The organism is Streptomyces sp. WAC05374 (genome assembly GCF_004353505.1).
GTDB lineage: Bacteria > Actinomycetota > Actinomycetes > Streptomycetales > Streptomycetaceae > Streptomyces.
Genome location: NZ_SMNQ01000022.1, coordinates 96,555 through 112,941, shown reverse-complemented (window position 1 = coordinate 112,941; position 16,387 = coordinate 96,555). Strand labels below are relative to the sequence as shown.

Sequence of the window (16,387 nt, the reverse complement as noted above, 5' to 3'; positions counted from 1 at the left end):
CAAGGCCCGCGCCGCGGCCGCCCGCGCCAACCAGGCCGACGCACAAGCCCAGGCCGACGCCAAGCAGGCCCGCACCGCGGCCAACCAGGCCTACGCCGACGCCACCGCCGCACGCAACGCCGCCACCTAGGCCGAGGCCGAAGCCGCCCGCGCCAGAGGCGCCGCCGCCGAGGCCGACAACCACGCGGCCGCCGCGAGCAGCGCGGCCAGCCTGGCGGAGAAGGAAGCCAGTGTCGCGCAGGGCGCGGCCGCCCAGGCGGAGAAGGACGCCGCGGACGCCAACTCCTTCGCCGAGTCCGCCGAGAAGCACGCCACCTCCGCCGAAACCGCGGCCAAGAACGCCGGCACCTACGCCAAGGAAGCCGACGAAGCCGCCAAACGCGCCGAGGAATACCAACGCGAACTCGAACGCAAACAGCGCGAAGAAGCGGCTCAGGGCGGCAAGGACGTCCGGGGCGGCGACCTGACCGACGCGGAGCGCAAGGCTCTGGAAGCCGCCGGCATCAGCGTCGAGGAGTACGAGGCGGCGCGGGCGCTGGCGCAGAAGGACCTGCTCGACTACCTCAAGGAGAACGGCGGCGAGCTCCTCGTCGAGTTGTTCGCCGAGGACATCAAGGAGTGCTGGGACGACCCCGACGTCGGGATCTGCCTCTGGGCCATCATCCAGAACCTCGGCCCGGTCAAGGCGCTGAAGATCGCCAGCAAGCTCCCGAAGATCGCCAAGGCCATCGCCGGCATCAACGACTTCCTCGACAAGACCGCCAAGGCAAGGAAGCTGGTCGACAAGGGCGAGAAGGTCCTCGAGCGGGCCAAGGCCGTTCTCTGCCCGACCAAGCCCAAGCCGAAGTCCGGTTCCCGGTCCGCCCAGAGGGCGGCGTTCATGGCCGCGCCCGCCTCCGGCGGGGGAGGGTTCGACGGCTGGAACGGATGGGAGGGCTGGGACGACTGCGAGTTCATCCCCACCGGCCAGAACCTCCCCGAGGACGGGTACGAGATAGCCCTCGACACGCTCGCCCTGCGGAACCTGCGGGACTACCACTTCGAGGGCGGGAGGATGGTCACCGACAAGAAGGGGCTGTTCAACTCCGACCTCACGCTCGCGGACCTGAAGGACATCTTTGTCGGGGCGATGACGGACCAGGGAGGGTGGAAGCACGCGAGCGGCGGCTCCGCCTACCGTGAGAAGAACGTCTGCCTCGACCCCAAGAAGAAGTTCGGCAAGTCCTCCCGGCAGAGCGGGGAGCAGGAGACCCACTGCCTCACCATCGTGGTGAGCGTCCACGGTGACCTGGTGACGATGTACCCCATCGTTCCGACGAGCTGAGAAGAGAGGAGAGCCGGCATGGGCCTGGGAATGCGGCGGCTGAACCGCGCGCAGGACGTCGTCGCGGAGTTCGATGACGACGCGGAGGACTCGTTCCTCGCGCTGTGCGTGCGCGCGCCGGAGACCAGTCTGCGGCGGGGCATCTCGCCGTACGACCTGACCATGTTCAACACCCCCCAGCTCGAGCGCTTCGTCGTCGAGCTGGAAGGGCTGCCGGAGGAGGAGAAGACCCCGGTGGTGAGGCGGGTCATCGAGGAGGCCCACGAGGCGATCCGCCGCTCGGGCTACCTCTACTTCATCGGGGACTAGGGCGTGTCCCTGATCCAGCCTGATCCGAAAGACACGCCCTGGACGCCACCCGCCTGATCAGGCATCAGGCGCCCTCGGGGAAAGGGTCCGGCACATGCGTGCCGGGCCCTTTCCTGTGCGGTTCCCCTTGTCACGAGCGGACGGCGCGCCGCGCGGGTGACGGCATGCGACCGCCCCGGCCGGAGAGTCCGGCCGGGGCGGTCGCGTGGTGCGCGCGGGCTGCCGCGGGAGGCGTCAGCCGAGGGTGGCGAGCGCCTCGTTGAAGGTCGCCGACGGGCGCATGACGGCCGAGGCCTTGGCCGGGTCGGGGCGGTAGTAGCCGCCGATGTCGGCCGGCTTGCCCTGTACGGCGATCAGCTCGTCGACGATCTTCTGCTCGTTGTCGGTGAGCGTCTGGGCGAGCGCGGCGAACGCCTTGGCCAGGTCGGCGTCGTCGGTCTGCTTGGCCAGCTCCTGCGCCCAGTACATCGCCAGGTAGAAGTGGCTGCCGCGGTTGTCGATGCCACCCAGGCGACGGCTCGGCGACTTGTCCTCGTTGAGGAACGTCGCGGTCGCGCGGTCCAGGGTGTCGGCCAGGACCTGGGCGCGGGCGTTGCCCGTGGTCTGCGCGAGGTGCTCGAAGCTGACCGCGAGGGCCAGGAACTCGCCCAGGCTGTCCCAGCGCAGGTAGTTCTCCTTGACGAGCTGCTGGACGTGCTTGGGCGCGGAGCCACCGGCACCCGTCTCGAACAGGCCGCCGCCGTTCATCAGCGGGACCACCGAGAGCATCTTGGCGCTGGTGCCCAGCTCCAGGATCGGGAACAGGTCGGTCAGGTAGTCGCGGAGCACGTTGCCGGTGACCGAGATGGTGTTCTCGCCGCGGCGGATGCGCTCGACGGACAGCTTGGTCGCCTCGACCGGGGACAGGATGCGGATGTCCAGGCCCTCGGTGTCGTGCTCCGGCAGGTACCGCTGGACCTTCTCGATGAGCACGGCGTCGTGGGCGCGGGTCTCGTCGAGCCAGAACACCGCCGGGTCGCCGGTGGCGCGGGCGCGGGTGACGGCGAGCTTCACCCAGTCCTTGATCGGCGCGTCCTTGGTCTGGCAGGCGCGGAAGATGTCGCCGGCCGAGACGGCCTGCTCCAGGACGACGTTGCCGGCCTCGTCGACGAGACGGACGGTGCCCGTGGCGGGGATCTCGAAGGTCTTGTCGTGGCTGCCGTACTCCTCGGCCTTCTGGGCCATCAGACCGACGTTGGGCACCGAGCCCATCGTGGACGGGTCGTACGCGCCGTTGGTCCGGCAGTCGTCGATGACGACCTGGTAGACGCCGGAGTAGCTGCTGTCCGGCAGGACGGCGAGCGTGTCGGCCTCCTGGCCGTCCGGGCCCCACATGTGGCCGGAGGTGCGGATCATGGCCGGCATGGAGGCGTCGACGATGACGTCGGACGGGACGTGCAGGTTGGTGATGCCCTTGTCGGAGTCCACCATGGCCAGCTCGGGGCCCTCGGCGAGCTCGGCGTCGAAGGACGCCTTGATCTCGGCGCCCTCGGGCAGGGACTCCAGGCCCTTGTAGATGCCGCCCAGACCGTCGTTCGGGGTCAGACCGGCCGCGGCGAGCGTCTCGCCGTACTTCGCGAACGTCTTCGGGAAGAAGGCGCGTACGACGTGACCGAAGATGATCGGGTCGGAGACCTTCATCATCGTGGCCTTGAGGTGGACGGAGAACAGCACACCCTCGGCCTTGGCACGGGCGACCTGCGCGGTCAGGAACTCGCGCAGCGCGGCGACGCGCATGACGGAGGCGTCGACGACCTCGCCCGCCTGGACGGGGACCGACTCGCGCAGGACGGTGGTGGAGCCGTCGTCACCGGCCAGCTCGATGCGGAGCGAGCCGGCCTCGCCGATCGCCACGGACTTCTCGGTGGAGCGGAAGTCGTTCTGGCCCATGGTGGCGACGTTGGTCTTGGACTCCGCGGTCCACGCGCCCATGCGGTGCGGGTGGGTCTGGGCGTAGTTCTTGACCGACGCGGGGGCACGGCGGTCGGAGTTGCCCTCGCGCAGCACCGGGTTGACGGCGCTGCCCTTGACCTTGTCGTAACGGGCGCGGATGTCCCGCTCCTCGTCGGTCTTCGGGTCGTCCGGGTAGTCCGGCAGCGCGTAGCCCTGCTCCTGGAGCTCGGCGACCGCGGCCTTGAGCTGCGGGATCGACGCCGAGATGTTCGGCAGCTTGATGATGTTGGCCTCGGGCGTCTTGGCCAGCTCGCCCAGCTCGGCGAGCGCGTCGTCGATGCGCTGGCCCTCCTGGAGGTACTCCGGGAAACCGGCGATGATACGGCCCGCCAGCGAGATGTCCCGGGTCTCCACGCTGACCCCGGCCGTCGAGGCGTACGCCTGGATCACGGGCAGGAACGAGTGCGTGGCCAGGGCCGGGGCCTCGTCAGTGTGTGTGTAGATGATGGTCGAGTCAGTCACCGGGTGCTCCGCTCCACGTCTGCAACATTGCTCGACATCAAGATATCTCGTGATCGACCGCTTCTCGACAGGGGTCCAGTCGGTTTCCAGCGGTGGGTGGCGGCAGGAACCCCTCGCGCTGGAAATAGCGGACATAGCGGTCGAACAGCGTGTCGTCGACCTCCGGGGACACGACCCCCGCCCCGCGCAGCGCCCGACGGGTGGAGGACGCGTCGAAGAGCGGCGACCCCGGCCGGCCGGGCGCCCCCGGGGGCGCGTCCGTGCCCGTGGGCGGCAGGAGACCGAGGAGCGGGTACGCGGGATTCGCCGGGTCCCGTTCCAGGCGGCGGTGCCAGTCCTCCAGGGGTACGTCGTCCAGCCGGTACCCCAGGAGCCTCAGGCGCTCGGCGATGCCGGTGAACGTGCGCAGCCGCTCGCTGGAGAGGTGGAACGTCCGCCCGGTGGCCGACGGGTCGGCGGCCAGGGCGGCGATCGCCCCGCTGACGTGGTCCACCGGCACCAGGTCGAAGTCGGAGACGTAGTCGCCGGGCGCGGCGCCCGCCTCCACACAGCCCTTCACCAGCAGCCACAGAAAGTCGGACGTCTGGCACACGCCGGTCCCGCGTGCGCCGGAGATCCGGGTGGGGCGGTACACCGTGACGGGCAGGCCGCGCTCCCGGGCCTGGGCGACGAGCGTCTCGGCCACCCACTTCGACTCGGCGTACCCGTTCCGCAGCAGCGTGACGTCCCCCAGCGGCTGGTCCGGCCGGACCCGTCCCGCCGGCGGACCGGCCGGCGGGAAGACCCCGACGGTGGAGACGTGGTGCAGGGGGACCGTGCGGTGGGCGGCGGCCAGGCGCAGCACTTCCGCGGTCCCGTCGACATTGGCCGCCCTGAGCCGCTCGTAGCCGTACGCCAGGTTCACCTCGGCACCGGAGTGGAAGACCGCGTCCACGGTCCGTGCCAGCTCGTCGAACCGCTCCTGCCCGAGCCCCAGGCGGGGCAGGGACAGGTCGCCCGGCACCGCCCGGACGCGCGGCGCGCGGGAGTCGTCCCACAAGCCGTAGCGCTCCAGCGCGGTGCGGAGCCGCTTCTCGGCGGCGGCCGTCTCCGTGGCGCGGACGAGGCAGTGCACCACGGCACCCGTCCGCTCCAGCAGCTCGTGCAGCAGGAACGCGCCCAGGAACCCGGTGGCACCCGTCAGCAGGATGTGGCGAGGGCCGGCCGCCACCCGGACCACTTCCCGGGCGGGCACGATGTCGGCGGCGAGCGTCTCGGGCGCGATGGCCGGGACGGCCCGTCCGCGTGAGGCGGCGAGCGCGCTCAGGGCGCCCAGCGTGGGGGCGGCGACGATGTCGGCGGGACGGATGTCCAGCCCCAGCTCGTCGCGGAGGCGGACCGAGAGCCGCACCGCCAGGAGGGAGTCGCCGCCGAGGGAGAAGAACGACCGCTCCGGGTCGGGGTGCGCGGTCCGCAGCACCTCGGCCCAGATGGCCGCCAGGCCGTGCGACGGCGTGGCGGCCCAGGGAGCGGTGGACGCGCCTTGGGCGGCGCCCGAAGCGGTGGCGGAGGCGGTGGGTGCGTGGGGCGCCGGGGGCGCGTACAGCCGGTGGACCGCCGCCCGGTCCGTCTTGCCGCTGGCCGTCAGCGGCAGGCCCGGTACGCGGACGAGGGCCGCCGGGACGAGGTGGCGGGGGAGCCGTTCCAGGAGCGCCGCGCGCACATGGTCCGGTCCGGGACCGTCCTGGACGGCCGCCGTGAAGTACGCCACGAGCCGCTTCTCCGCCGCGTCCGAGCCGTCGACGTGCACGACGGCGTCCGTCACGCCCGGCACCGCCTTGAGCGCCGCCTCCACCTCGCCGGGCTCGACCCGGTACCCCCGGATCTTGACCTGGTCGTCGGCGCGGCCCAGGAACTGGATCGTGCCGTCCGGCAGGAACCGGCCCAGGTCGCCGGTGCGGTACAGAAGGCCCCCCGGCCGGTCCGGGGCGTCCGGGTGGTCGGCGCCGCCCGCACGACGCGGGTCACCGAACGGGTCCGGCACGAACCGGCGCGTCCCCGCGCCCTCCTCCGAGAGGTAGCCGGCGGCGACCGCGTCCCCGGCGACGCAGATCTCGCCCGTCACGCCCACCGGAGCCGGCCGGAGCCGGCCGTCGAGCACGTACACCCGGCTCCCCGGCACCGGCCGCCCGATCGGCGGGCGGTCCGGCCACGCCGACGGCGCACCGGTGAGGGGGTGGGCGGTGACCACATGGGTCTCCGAGGGGCCGTACTGGTTCTCCAGCCGCGCCCCGGGGCAGGCGCGGGCGAAGAACCTCCGGATCGCGGGAGTCACGTACAACTGCTCACCGGCCGTGATCACCTCCCGCAGGCTCGCGGCCGAGCCGCCGGTGGCCACCGCGTAGTCGGCGAGCTGTTGCAGGGCCACGTACGGCAGGAAGAGCCGGTCGACCTCGTGCCGCCCGATCAGGTCGAGCAGGCGGTGCGGGTCCCCCCGGGTCCCGTCGTCCGGGACGACGAGCGTCCCGCCGCCCGCCCAGGTGGCGAAGACCTCCTGGAACGCCACGTCGAAGCCGAGCGGCGCGAACTGGAGCGTCCGCGAACCGGCGCCCGCGTCCGAGCGGCGGCACTGCCAGTCGAGGAGCGCCGCCAGCGACCGGTGCGGCATGGCCACCCCCTTGGGGCGCCCGGTGGAGCCGGAGGTGTACACGACGTACGCCAGGTCCTCCGGCGACGTCCTGGGAAGGCGGACATCCGGGGACGGCTGTGCGCGGGGGACGTCCTCCAGGAACAGCACCGGTACGCCCGTCTCCGGAGGCGCCGCCGTGGCGCGGGTGGTCAGCACGGCGGCCGTCCCGCTGTCCCGGACCATGTAGCCGGTGCGGCCGTCCGGGAGGGCGGGGTCCAGCGGGACGCAGGCGGCGCCCGCCCGGAGGGTGCCCAGGAGGGCGACGAGGGCATCGGCCGACCGCCCCATGCGGATGCCTATCCGCTTCCGGGCCAGTCCCCGGGACACCAGCCAGTGCGCCAGGGCGTCGGCGGCGCCCGACAGCTCGGCGTACGTCAGCGTCCGCCCGGCGTGCACGACCGCGGGCGCGCCGGGCACCTCCCGTGCCGCGCGCGCCACCAGCTCGTGGGCGTGCGGCAGGGGACGCCCGCCCTCCGACTCGGGGCCCATGGGCAGCGTCCCGGTCACCAGCCGCCGTTCCGCCTCCGGCATGACGGCCAGGTCCTCCACGGCCGTGTCCGGGTCCCGCACCGCGTCGGCGACGACCGCCAGGAAGCGCCCGGCGAGGCGCTCGGCGGTCGACCGGTCGAAGACACCGCTCGCGTACTCCAGCAGGGCCCGATAGCCGCCGTCGCGCGCGTGCGGGACCAGTTCGAGGAACACGTCGAACTTGGCGGTGCCGTTGTGGCCGTACAGCCGTTCGGTGGACACGCCCGGCAGCCGCAGCCCCGGCGCCCCGGAGTCGTCGACCGTGAACACCACCTGGAACAGCGGGAACCGCCCCGGCACCCGCTCGCCCGCCAGCTCCGCCACCAGCTTGCTGTGCGGGACGTGCCGGTGCGCCATGGCCCCGCGCACCGCGGCGGCGCTCTCCCGCACCAGCTCCCGGAACGTCTGTCCCGGACGGACGCGCGGGCGCAGCGGCATGACGTCGCTGAGGCAGGCCACCAGCGGTTCCAGCTCCAGCCGGTCCCGCCGGGTGACCGGGGTGCCCAGCACGATGTCGTCCTGCCCGCCCAGCCGCGACATCAGGGCCGTCAGCGCGGCGGTGAACACGACGAACGGGGTCGTACGGAGCCGGCGGCAGGCCGCCCGTACGGCACCGGCCGGCTCCGGGCCGACGGCGAACTCGACCATCCCGCCCCGGTGGTCCGGCACCGCGGGACGGGGCCGGTCCAGCGGGAACGTGCACTCGGCGGGCGCGCCCTCCAGCGTCCGGCGCCAGTACTCCAGCCCCTCGTCCGCCGCGCCCCGCTCCTCCCGGGCGGCGGCGGCCCGGCGCTGCGCACGCGCGTACGCGCCGAACGTCGTGGCCATGTCCGCCAGTTCGGGGGCGCGGCCCTCGACGGCGGCCGTGTACAGCTCGCTGAACTCCATGTCGAGCACCCGGAACGACCACCCGTCGACGACCGCGTGGTGCAGCGCGACCGCCAGGACGGCCTCCCGCTCGCCGGTGCGCAGCAGCGTCGCCCGCACGAGCGGGGGCCGGTTCGTGGGCAGCGGTACCGAGACGGCCGCCCGGACCTCCCCGGCCACCGCACCGGGGTCGATCCGCCGGACCGTGAGCGGCACCGGCCCGGGAGGCGCCACCCGCTGCACCGTCCGGCCGTCCTCCAGGACCAGGGCGGTGCGCAGCGGTTCATGGCGTACGACGATGCCGTCCAGGGCCGCCCGGACGGCACGGACATCGATGTCGCCGCGCAGCCGGTGGACCCACGACTCGACGTAACGCCCGGCCCCCGCCTGGAACTGGTCGTTGAGCCAGATCGACTCCTGCTCGAACGACATCGGGTGGGTGGCCCACCCCTCCCGGGCCCCGTGCGGCGCGCTCACGCGTCGGCCCCCGGGTGTGCGGGACGCGCCGGCGAACCGGCTCCCGCACGCGCCGGCGCGTCCGCCTCCGTGACGCCGGCGGGCGCCCGGAGCGTGCGCAGCAGCGCGGGCCGGTCCAGTTTCCCGTGGGCGGTGAGCGGCAGGTCGGCCCGCCGGCGCACCAGGTCCGGCACGAGGTGCCGGGGCAGCCTGGCGGCCAGCTCCCGGCGCACGGCCGAGGGAGGCATCGGTTCGTCGGCGGGGCCCTGCGTGAAGAAGAGCGCCAGCCGCTCGTACCCCCCGTTGGCACCGGGGACGGGGACCACCGCGCAGTCGGCCACGCCGGGCAGGGCGCGCACGACCACCTCCACCTCTTCCGGCTCGACGCGGTGCCCGCGCACCTTGACCTGCCGGTCGGCGCGCCCGGTGAAGTGCACGACGCCGTCGCCGTCCTGGAACCCGAGGTCCCCGGTCCGGTACAGCCGGGTGGGTACGCCGTCGACGGTGACGGTCGGGAACACGCGGGCGGTGAGCTCCGCGTCGCCCAGGTACCCCAGGGCGATGCCGTCGCCGGAGACGCAGATCTCGCCCGTGGCGCCGGGGGCGGCCGGCCGCCGGCCGGGCGCGAGGATGTGCACCCGGCGGCCCGGGACCGGTTCACCGACCGGGATGCCCGACGGGACGTCGCAGTCGGCCCGGCCCACGCGCCGGGCGGTGGCGAACACGCACGTCTCGACGGGCCCGTAACCGTTGGTCAGGCCGACGTCCGGGTGGCGGTCGAGGAAGGCGCGCACCCGTGGGACGGAGAGCCGTTCACCGCCCGTCAGGACGTGGCGGAGCCCCGCGAAGCAGCCGGGGTCCTCGTCGACGAAGAGGTGGAACAGGGACGCGGTGAGCCAGACCGTGTCGACCCCTTCCCGCTCGACGAGGGCCCGCAGCGTACCGGGCAGCAGGTAACCGCTGTCCAGGAGCACACTGGTCCCGCCGTTGATCAGCGGGCCCCAGGTCTCCAGCGTGAAGCCGTCCCAGGAGACCGGCGCCGCCTGCGGCATCACCGGCCCCCGCACACCGTCGGCGGTGAAGGGTGCGAAGCGGCCGTCGAACAGGCTGAGCGTGGCCCGGTGCCCGGACACCACCGCTTTGGGGCGGCCGGTGGTGCCGGAGGTGAAGAAGACCGTGGCGGGGCACGAGCCGTCCACCGGCGGGCGCGGCGCCGGTACCGGACGGGGACGCCCGGGCGCGGGTGCGGCGCTGCGGGGGCCGAGGCCACCCGGCGACGGCGCGCACAGCGGCCCGTGCCACGGCTCCCGGCCGCCCGCCGCGTCCGGCGCCACCGCCACGCGGGGCGCCAGCATTCCGGTCACCGCGCGCAGCCGTTCCACGGGCCAGCCGGGGTCGAGCGCGGCGTACGCGGCCCCCGTCTTCAGTACGCCGAGGAGGGCAGCCACCAGCGTCGCCGAACGCGGCAGGACGACCGGCACGAACCCGCCCGGCCCGGCCCCCAGGGCCGAGAGCTCGGCCGCCCAGGCGTCGGCCGCCGCGTCCAGCTCGGCGTAGCCGACGCGCCGGGCACCGTCGACGAGGGCGACGGCGTCCGGGGTGAGCGCGGCGTGCCGCGCGACCGCCTCGTGGATCAGGGACGCCCCGCCCGCCTCCGCGCCCGGTCCGTCCACGGCCAGGGCACCGGCGCGGGACGCCACGGGGGACGCGGGCGCCACGGGGGACGCGGTCGCCCCGACCGGAGCGGGTGCCGTGGTGGCCCCGGGCGCCACGGCGGCGCCCGTCACCGCGCGTCCACGGCGGCGTCCATGGCGGAGGCCACGGCCGAGGCGAAGGCACCGAGGTCGTCGCTGTCGAGCAGGGTCTCGGGGGTGACGTCCAGGCCGAGTTCGCGTCCCACCCGCAGGCATATGCGTATCGCGTCCAGGGAGGTGCCGCCGAACTCGTAGAAGTTGTCCGTCAACCGGTGGGGCCCGGCGCCGGTCACCTCGGCCACGACGGACAGCACGACGTCCACGACACGGTCGGCGGACGAGGCGCTCTCAGTGCTCACGTGCGGGGCTGCCACCCTGGATGTCCCTTCTGCTTCGGCTCCGCTCTCGCGGCTTGAACCCACCACCGCCGGACGGCCTTTATCGAACAAGTCCGGCGAGCCTTCGCACATCCTGCCCCATGGCTGGCTCGATCGGAGCGGGGCGGTCGGGGTTGGACGACCGCCTCATGTGGCCTGTTTCCGTGGGCGGGCGGTTTCCGGCGGGGACGGGTACGGAAGTCATCTCCTCGCGAGAACCGCGCAGAACGCGCGGAAGCGAGCCGAAGAGCGGAGCGGAGTCCCCGTGCAGCCGCACCCCCACCCACGACTCGTCGGAACCCTCGTCGCCGCCACGGCGGCGGCCGCCGTCGTATGCGCGGGCATCCTGATGTCCGGCGACGGAACCGGTGAGGCCGAGTCCTCCCGTGCCACGCGGTCCCCCCGGGCCGGCGAGTCCCACCACGCCACCGATACCTCCCGTTCCGCCCGGTCCCCGCGGGCCGGCGACGCCCCCGCGGCCACCCGGACGGCGGCCGGCCCCGGGACGGGCGGGGACGCGAGCACGCCCCGCGCGGGGGGCGCTCCCGCCGTGGGCGCCGCCGCACGGTACGCGGAACGGGTCGTCGCGCTGGTCAACGCCGCCCGCGCCAAAGCCGGTTGCCCGCCCGTGCGCGTCGACGGACGCCTCCGCGCCGCCGCCCAGGGCCACGCCGACGACATGGCCGACCGCGACTACTACGCCCACAACAGCCCCGAGGGGCGGGACGCGGGCCACCGGATGGAGGCGGCGGGCTACGACTGGGGCATGTGGGGCGAGAACATCCACCGGGGCCCCCGCAGCCCCGGCCGGGCCGTGCGGGACTGGCTGGCCAGCGCGGGCCACCGCGAGAACATCGTGAACTGTTCCTTCAAGGACATCGGCGTGGGCGTGAACCTCCGGTCCAACGGCCCCTGGTGGGTCCAGAACTTCGCCACCACCGAATGACCGGCCCGTACCGCTCCCCTGCCGGCACCGAGCGGTCACCGGTGCCGGAGGCGGGCGGTCACCGGTGCTGGAGGCGGGCGGCCCGGGCGGCGATGTCGGGCAGCTTCGCGTACAGCGCGGCCCCCGGACACCGGGTGGGGTAGCCGTCGGTGTGGCCGCCGACCACCGGCAGTACCGCCTTCGTGCCCTTCGGGTAGCGCGCCTCGTCGTGCGTGGACACCAGGGCGACCTCGGTTCGCGGATCGGGGCCCCGGGGGCCGAGCTTCCAGGCGACCAGCCGGGCGATCGCGTCCAGCATCGGTTCCGGAACGGCCTCCCCGCGCGTGTACGTCCCGATCGCGGCGATGCCGACGGTCCCCTCGTTGAAGCCCTTCGTGTGCGCCCCGACCACCGGCCGGTCGACCCCGCCCGCCCGGCCCTCGTAGATGGTGCCGCACGCGTCGACCAGGAAGTTGTACCCGATGTCGTCCCAGTGCCTGCCGTAGGCGTGCCCCGCGTACAGGTCGCGCAGCGTGCGCGGGACGGTGGCGCAGTCGTAGCCGTTCGGCGTGCTGGTGTGGTGGATGACGGCGGCCCTCACCGAGGGCGCGTAGCGGGCGCCGGGCGCGGTGTCCACGCTCTCGGCGTGCCAGGCCCGGCGCGGCACGATGACGGGTCTGGCGCCCTGGTGGACCGCCTGCCGCGCCCGTGCGCGCTCCGGTGGCGACGAGGCCCCGCCGGACAGGCCGCCGGTGGGGCGGAGCCACAGCGTGGTGCCGGCGAGGAGCACGAGCACCGCCAGCGCGGCGGCGCTACGGTACCGGCGCCTCCGCATGAGCTGCATGCTCCACCCTCCGCTCGTCGGCGCGCGGCCGCGGTGGTGCCGCACCCCGCCGGTGACCGGCGCCGCCCGGTGCCATCCTCGCCGCGCCCGGGGCGTTCGCGCCCGCCGGACTGCTCCAAGTGGCTACGTCCGGTCCGCCGGCCTGCGGGCCATCAGGAACGCCTGCGCGGTCCTCTCCGCCGGGTACGCCTCCCGCACCAGCCGCACGCCCACGGTGAACCCGGCCTCCTCCAGCAGGCCGCCGAGACGGTCCGGCGACCACCGGTGGAAGGCGAGCGCGATGGTGTGGCCCCACGCCTCCGTCAGGCGCAGCGGCTCGTCGCCGACCTGGAAGGCCAGCAGCAGGTGCCCGCCCGGGGCCAGCACGCGGTGGAACCCGGCCAGCACGCCGGGCACGTGCTCCGGCTCGACGTGGATGAGCGAGTACCAGGCGACGACGCCGCCCAGACTGCCGTCCGGCAGGTCCAGGGCGGTCATCGACCCCTCGGTGAACCGCAGGTCCGGGTACGCCCGCCGGGCCAGCTCCAGCATCGCGGGCGACAGGTCGACACCGTGGACGTCGAGCCCGAGGGCGTGCAGGTGTCCCGCGATCATGCCGGGGCCGCAGCCGATGTCGGCGACCCGGCCTCCCCCGGCGCCCTTCACGCCGTCGGCGAAGGCGGCGAGCATCGCCCGGTCCAGCGGTTTGGTGTCGAGGTCCCCCCGGGCGTACGCCTCGTAGTCGGCGGCGACGGCGTCGTAGGACTGCCTGGTGGTCCGTACGTAGGGTGCTTCCGTCATGGTGCACGACCGTAGCGGCGGCGAACCGCCCGGTGGGGCAGGGTGATTGTCAGTGGTGCCTTCTACCGTTCAGGAAGTGGGACCCGCGGAATCGGCCGCGCGGTCCGTCCTGGGGAGGGGTCTGCCATGTCGACGACGTCGACGACGTATCTGGAGCTGTCACAGGACGGCGGCGGTGCGCACAAGTTCTACGAGGTGACGGTGCAGGGCCAGGTCGTGTCCGTGCGCTATGGGCGGATCGGTGCCGCCGGGCAGACCCAGACGTCCACCTTCCCCACGCCGCAGAAGGCGCAGGCCGCGGCGGCGAAGAAGGTGGGCGAGAAGGTGCGCAAGGGGTACGCGCCCGCCGTGCCCGGGCAGCGCGCGCCCCGTGCGGTCACCCGGCGCGAGGTCTCCTCGGCGCCCTCCACCGCACGGGCGGTCGCGCCGGTGCTGTGGCGGTTCCGTACGGGCTCGTCCGCGTTCGGCATCCACGTCGACGACGAGCGCGCCTGGGTCGGCAACCAGTCGGGGGACGTGTACACGCTGGACCACAACGGGGAGGTCCTCGCCCGCTACAGCCTGCCCGACGGCGTCAAGTGCCTGGTCGCCGACGACTTCTGGATCTACGCGGGCTGTGACGACGGCCGGGTGTACGACCTGTCGTCCAAGCTGCCGTTCGCGGCGTACGACATCGCCGCCGACGTGGACATCTTCTGGCTCGACATCCACGAGGGCGTGCTGAACGTGGCGGACCGGGGCGGCCGCCTCACCGTGATCGACCACGAGGACGAGCACCAGTGGGCGCGCGGCGGCCGGGGTGAGCACGCCTGGATGGTGCGCGCCGACGACCGGGCCGTCTACCACGGCCACCACCGGGGCGTGACGGCGTACGCGCCGGACGGCGGCGGCGAGTTGTGGCACACGCCCACCAAGGGCGCCGTGCTGTTCGGCTGGCAGGAGGCCGACGCCGTGTACGCGGGCACGGGTCACCGGGTGGTCCAGCGGCTGTCGAAGGCGGACGGGGCGCTGGAGGTCACGTACGCCTGCGACAGCGCGGTGTACTCGTGCGCCACCTCGCCCGGTGGCCGGTTCGTGTTCGCGGGGGACGCGGCGTCGTCCGTGTACTGCTTCGACCGTGACGGGACGCGCCTGTGGAAGCTCGGCACGGGCGGCGGCTCGGCGCTGTCCATGCAGTACCACGACGAGCGGCTCTACCTCGTCACCACGGACGGCTCCCTGGTGTGCGTGGACGCGAGCGAGGCGGCGATCACGGCCGCCCAGCAGGGCACGGTGCCGGTCGCCCGGGACGTGAAGCTGGCCGCCGCGCTGCCGACGTACGCGCCTGCCACGGCCGCCGCCTCGGTGACGACGGTGACCGCGGCGCCCACCGGCGCGGTGGTCGTGGAGTGCGTCCAGGAGGGCGGCCGGATGCGCGTGCACGTGGTGTCGGACGGCTACGACCGGTCGTGGAACGTCCAGTTCCCGCGGGCGATACGGGAGCCCGGCGCGCGGTACGTGGTGGACGCGCTGCACGCCGCGTCGGGCGGCTTCTACCGGGTGCGGGGTGACATCAGGAGGCTCCTGTGACGGATGACGGGTTCGAGGCCGCGACCGGGGACGGCCCCGCCCCGGCGGCCGCGCCCGGGGCGGCGGACCGCAGGGCGGCGGAGGTGCGGGTCGCCTTCGACGGGCTGCTCCAGATCCGGCGCCTGACCAACCCGGCGGGCGGCGACCCGGCCGCGGTGCCCGCCGCGTGGGAGCGCAACCGGCCGGTCAGGGCGGTCGCGCTGGCGCTGGAGGCCGCCGGGCTCGCCCCCTCGGCCGTCGACGCGGAAGGGCGCCGCGTGGCGACCGGCTACCGCGTGGTGCCGGGGGAGGGGCCGGGCACGGTACGGGTCGAATGGCTCGGCCCCCCGGGCAGCGGCGCCGCCCAGCAGGAGGACGCCGCCCTCGCCGAGTGCGCCCGTGCCCTGGACCGGCTGGGCTGGGAGTGCCTGCTGTACCGGGGCCCCCGTAAGCGCCGCTTCCTCGAGGCCGAACCGTCCCCGCCGCCCCGGGGCGCCCCGTGACCGGTCTCCGTGCCCGCGCGGGGTGGCACCGGGGCCCGGCCCGGGCGGCGGCCCCCCGCGGTCGCGCACGGTTCCGTCGGCGGGCCCGACGGCCGGGGGTCACCCGGGCGGCGTAGCAACGGGGCTCCGGCGGGGCGCCCCGGGGCCACAGTGGGAGCGTACGCAGCTCAACGCCTCACGCCCGGGAGCCCCTATGAGCGCCGTCAACCGACGCGACCTCGGCCTGTTCATCCTCCGCGTCGGCACCGGCGCGGTGCTCGCGGCGCACGGGACGCAGAAACTGTTCGGGTGGTTCGGCGGCGGGGGTCTGACGGGCACGTCCAAGGCCATGGAGGCGATGGGCTTCCGGCCCGGCCGGCAGAGCGCTCTGGCCGCCGGACTCGGTGAGGCGGGCGGCGGGACGCTGCTGATGCTGGGACTCGCCACTCCCGCCGCCGGAGCGGTGTCGGCGGGCGCCATGGCGGGCGCGGTCTCGGTGCACGCCCCGGCCGGGTTCTTCAACCAGTCCGGCGGCTTCGAGTACCCCGCGTTCCTCGGCTTCACGGCGGCGGCCATCGGGGTCGCGGGCGCCGGCCGGTACTCCCTGGACCACGCCACCCGCCACCACTTCGACCAGCCGTGGACGCTCGCGGCGGCGTTCGTCGCCAGCGCCCTGGCCGCGGCGGCCGTGGTCGGGAAACGCGCCATCGACCAGGCCGAAGCGGGGGGCGACACCGACGACAACGGCGCGGGCAACGGCGACACCGGCTGAGGCGGCACCGGCTGGGGCGACCACGCCCGGGGGCGACCCCACCAAGCGGCGCCCACACCCTACGGGCGACCACGCCCCAGTCGTGGCCACGCCCAAGGGTCGGCGCCCAACGGGCGACGGCACCCGAGGCGCGGCCACGCCCGAGGGATACGACGCCGAAGGCGACGGTCCAACCCGGCCCGGTGTGGATGAGGTGACGGCTCACCAGTAGTGACGCCGTCCGCCGACCGAGTGCCCCACGGCGCCCAGCACCCACAGGACCGCTCCGATGACGAGCAGGATGAGTCCGATGGTCCACAGAATGCTGATGCCCGCCACGGCACCGATGATGAGCAGGATGAGGCCCAGGATGATCATGA

At 74.3% G+C, this 16,387-nt stretch carries 14 protein-coding genes; 6 read left to right on the top strand and 8 right to left on the bottom strand.

Features of this window, described 5'->3' with window-relative positions; genetic code table 11:
• Positions 1–126 precede the first annotated feature (126 nt).
• The gene (locus tag E2B92_RS29055; protein WP_133087750.1) at positions 127–336 is read right to left on the bottom strand and encodes a hypothetical protein; all 210 of its coding nucleotides are present in this window, start codon (positions 334–336) and stop codon (positions 127–129) included.
• 259 nt (positions 337–595) lie between these two features.
• On the opposite strand from E2B92_RS29055, the gene E2B92_RS29050 reads away from it, so the two are divergent.
• Positions 596–1,324 (top strand): hypothetical protein, encoded by a 729-nt coding sequence (locus E2B92_RS29050; protein ID WP_133087749.1) that lies wholly within the window; start codon positions 596–598, stop codon positions 1,322–1,324.
• Between the two features lie 18 nt (positions 1,325–1,342).
• Positions 1,343–1,633: a hypothetical protein gene (locus E2B92_RS29045; RefSeq protein ID WP_126887800.1), complete on the top strand. Its 291-nt coding sequence runs from the start codon at positions 1,343–1,345 to the stop codon at positions 1,631–1,633.
• A gap of 234 nt (positions 1,634–1,867) precedes the next feature.
• Here the strand turns inward: E2B92_RS29045 and E2B92_RS29040 are convergent, their stop codons facing one another.
• Genes E2B92_RS29040 through E2B92_RS33620 form a run of 4 tightly spaced genes read right to left on the bottom strand, consistent with a single transcriptional unit; the run spans position 1,868 to position 10,659 of the window.
• Positions 1,868–4,087 (bottom strand): NADP-dependent isocitrate dehydrogenase, encoded by a 2,220-nt coding sequence (locus tag E2B92_RS29040; RefSeq protein WP_126887801.1) that lies wholly within the window; start codon positions 4,085–4,087, stop codon positions 1,868–1,870.
• A 37-nt stretch (positions 4,088–4,124) separates the two neighbouring features.
• Positions 4,125–8,627, bottom strand: coding sequence for a non-ribosomal peptide synthetase (locus E2B92_RS29035; protein WP_126887802.1), 4,503 nt, complete (start codon positions 8,625–8,627; stop codon positions 4,125–4,127).
• A complete protein-coding gene (locus tag E2B92_RS29030; RefSeq protein WP_235024027.1) occupies positions 8,624–10,393 on the bottom strand; it encodes an amino acid adenylation domain-containing protein in 1,770 nt (589 codons plus the stop codon). Before E2B92_RS29030 ends, E2B92_RS29035 begins: the two co-directional genes overlap by 4 nt.
• The gene (locus E2B92_RS33620) at positions 10,390–10,659 is read right to left on the bottom strand and encodes a phosphopantetheine-binding protein (protein ID WP_160159799.1); all 270 of its coding nucleotides are present in this window, start codon (positions 10,657–10,659) and stop codon (positions 10,390–10,392) included. The genes E2B92_RS29030 and E2B92_RS33620 overlap by 4 nt, the downstream gene beginning before the upstream one ends.
• Before the next feature lie 283 nt (positions 10,660–10,942).
• Here E2B92_RS33620 and E2B92_RS29020 point away from each other — a divergent pair, with 283 nt between their 5' ends.
• Positions 10,943–11,623, top strand: coding sequence for a CAP domain-containing protein (locus tag E2B92_RS29020; RefSeq protein ID WP_235024026.1), 681 nt, complete (start codon positions 10,943–10,945; stop codon positions 11,621–11,623).
• A 58-nt stretch (positions 11,624–11,681) separates the two neighbouring features.
• On the opposite strand, the gene E2B92_RS29015 is transcribed toward E2B92_RS29020, so the two are convergent.
• Positions 11,682–12,446: a peptidoglycan recognition protein family protein gene (locus tag E2B92_RS29015; protein ID WP_126887804.1), complete on the bottom strand. Its 765-nt coding sequence runs from the start codon at positions 12,444–12,446 to the stop codon at positions 11,682–11,684.
• Between the two features lie 123 nt (positions 12,447–12,569).
• The gene (locus E2B92_RS29010; protein ID WP_126887805.1) at positions 12,570–13,226 is read right to left on the bottom strand and encodes a class I SAM-dependent DNA methyltransferase; all 657 of its coding nucleotides are present in this window, start codon (positions 13,224–13,226) and stop codon (positions 12,570–12,572) included.
• Positions 13,227–13,352: 126 nt separating this feature from the next.
• On the opposite strand from E2B92_RS29010, the gene E2B92_RS29005 reads away from it, so the two are divergent.
• The 3 genes from E2B92_RS29005 (at position 13,353) to E2B92_RS28995 (ending at position 16,028) form a co-directional block, all read left to right on the top strand.
• Positions 13,353–14,795 carry a WGR domain-containing protein gene (locus tag E2B92_RS29005; RefSeq protein WP_126887806.1) on the top strand — a complete coding sequence of 481 codons (1,443 nt, stop codon included), beginning with the start codon at positions 13,353–13,355 and terminating at the stop codon, positions 14,793–14,795.
• Positions 14,792–15,277, top strand: coding sequence for a hypothetical protein (locus E2B92_RS29000; protein WP_126887807.1), 486 nt, complete (start codon positions 14,792–14,794; stop codon positions 15,275–15,277). Before E2B92_RS29005 ends, E2B92_RS29000 begins: the two co-directional genes overlap by 4 nt.
• Positions 15,278–15,470: 193 nt before the next feature.
• The gene (locus E2B92_RS28995; protein WP_126887808.1) at positions 15,471–16,028 is read left to right on the top strand and encodes a DoxX family protein; all 558 of its coding nucleotides are present in this window, start codon (positions 15,471–15,473) and stop codon (positions 16,026–16,028) included.
• Between the two features lie 201 nt (positions 16,029–16,229).
• Here E2B92_RS28995 and E2B92_RS33110 read toward each other — a convergent pair whose 3' ends face one another.
• Positions 16,230–16,385 (bottom strand): DUF6131 family protein, encoded by a 156-nt coding sequence (locus E2B92_RS33110; protein ID WP_185923682.1) that lies wholly within the window; start codon positions 16,383–16,385, stop codon positions 16,230–16,232.
• Between the last annotated feature and the right edge of the window lie 2 nt (positions 16,386–16,387).

Excerpts from the sequence above, each read along its gene's own strand:
- E2B92_RS28995 (WP_126887808.1), top strand. The coding sequence starts at position 15,471 with ATGAGCGCCGTCAACCGACGCGACCTCGGCCTGTTCATCCTCCGCGTC.
- E2B92_RS33110 (WP_185923682.1), bottom strand. The coding sequence starts at position 16,385 with ATGATCATCCTGGGCCTCATCCTGCTCATCATCGGTGCCGTGGCGGGC.
- E2B92_RS29015 (WP_126887804.1), bottom strand. The coding sequence starts at position 12,446 with ATGCAGCTCATGCGGAGGCGCCGGTACCGTAGCGCCGCCGCGCTGGCG.
- E2B92_RS29005 (WP_126887806.1), top strand. The coding sequence starts at position 13,353 with ATGTCGACGACGTCGACGACGTATCTGGAGCTGTCACAGGACGGCGGC.
- E2B92_RS29010 (WP_126887805.1), bottom strand. The coding sequence starts at position 13,226 with ATGACGGAAGCACCCTACGTACGGACCACCAGGCAGTCCTACGACGCC.
- E2B92_RS29045 (WP_126887800.1), top strand. The coding sequence starts at position 1,343 with ATGGGCCTGGGAATGCGGCGGCTGAACCGCGCGCAGGACGTCGTCGCG.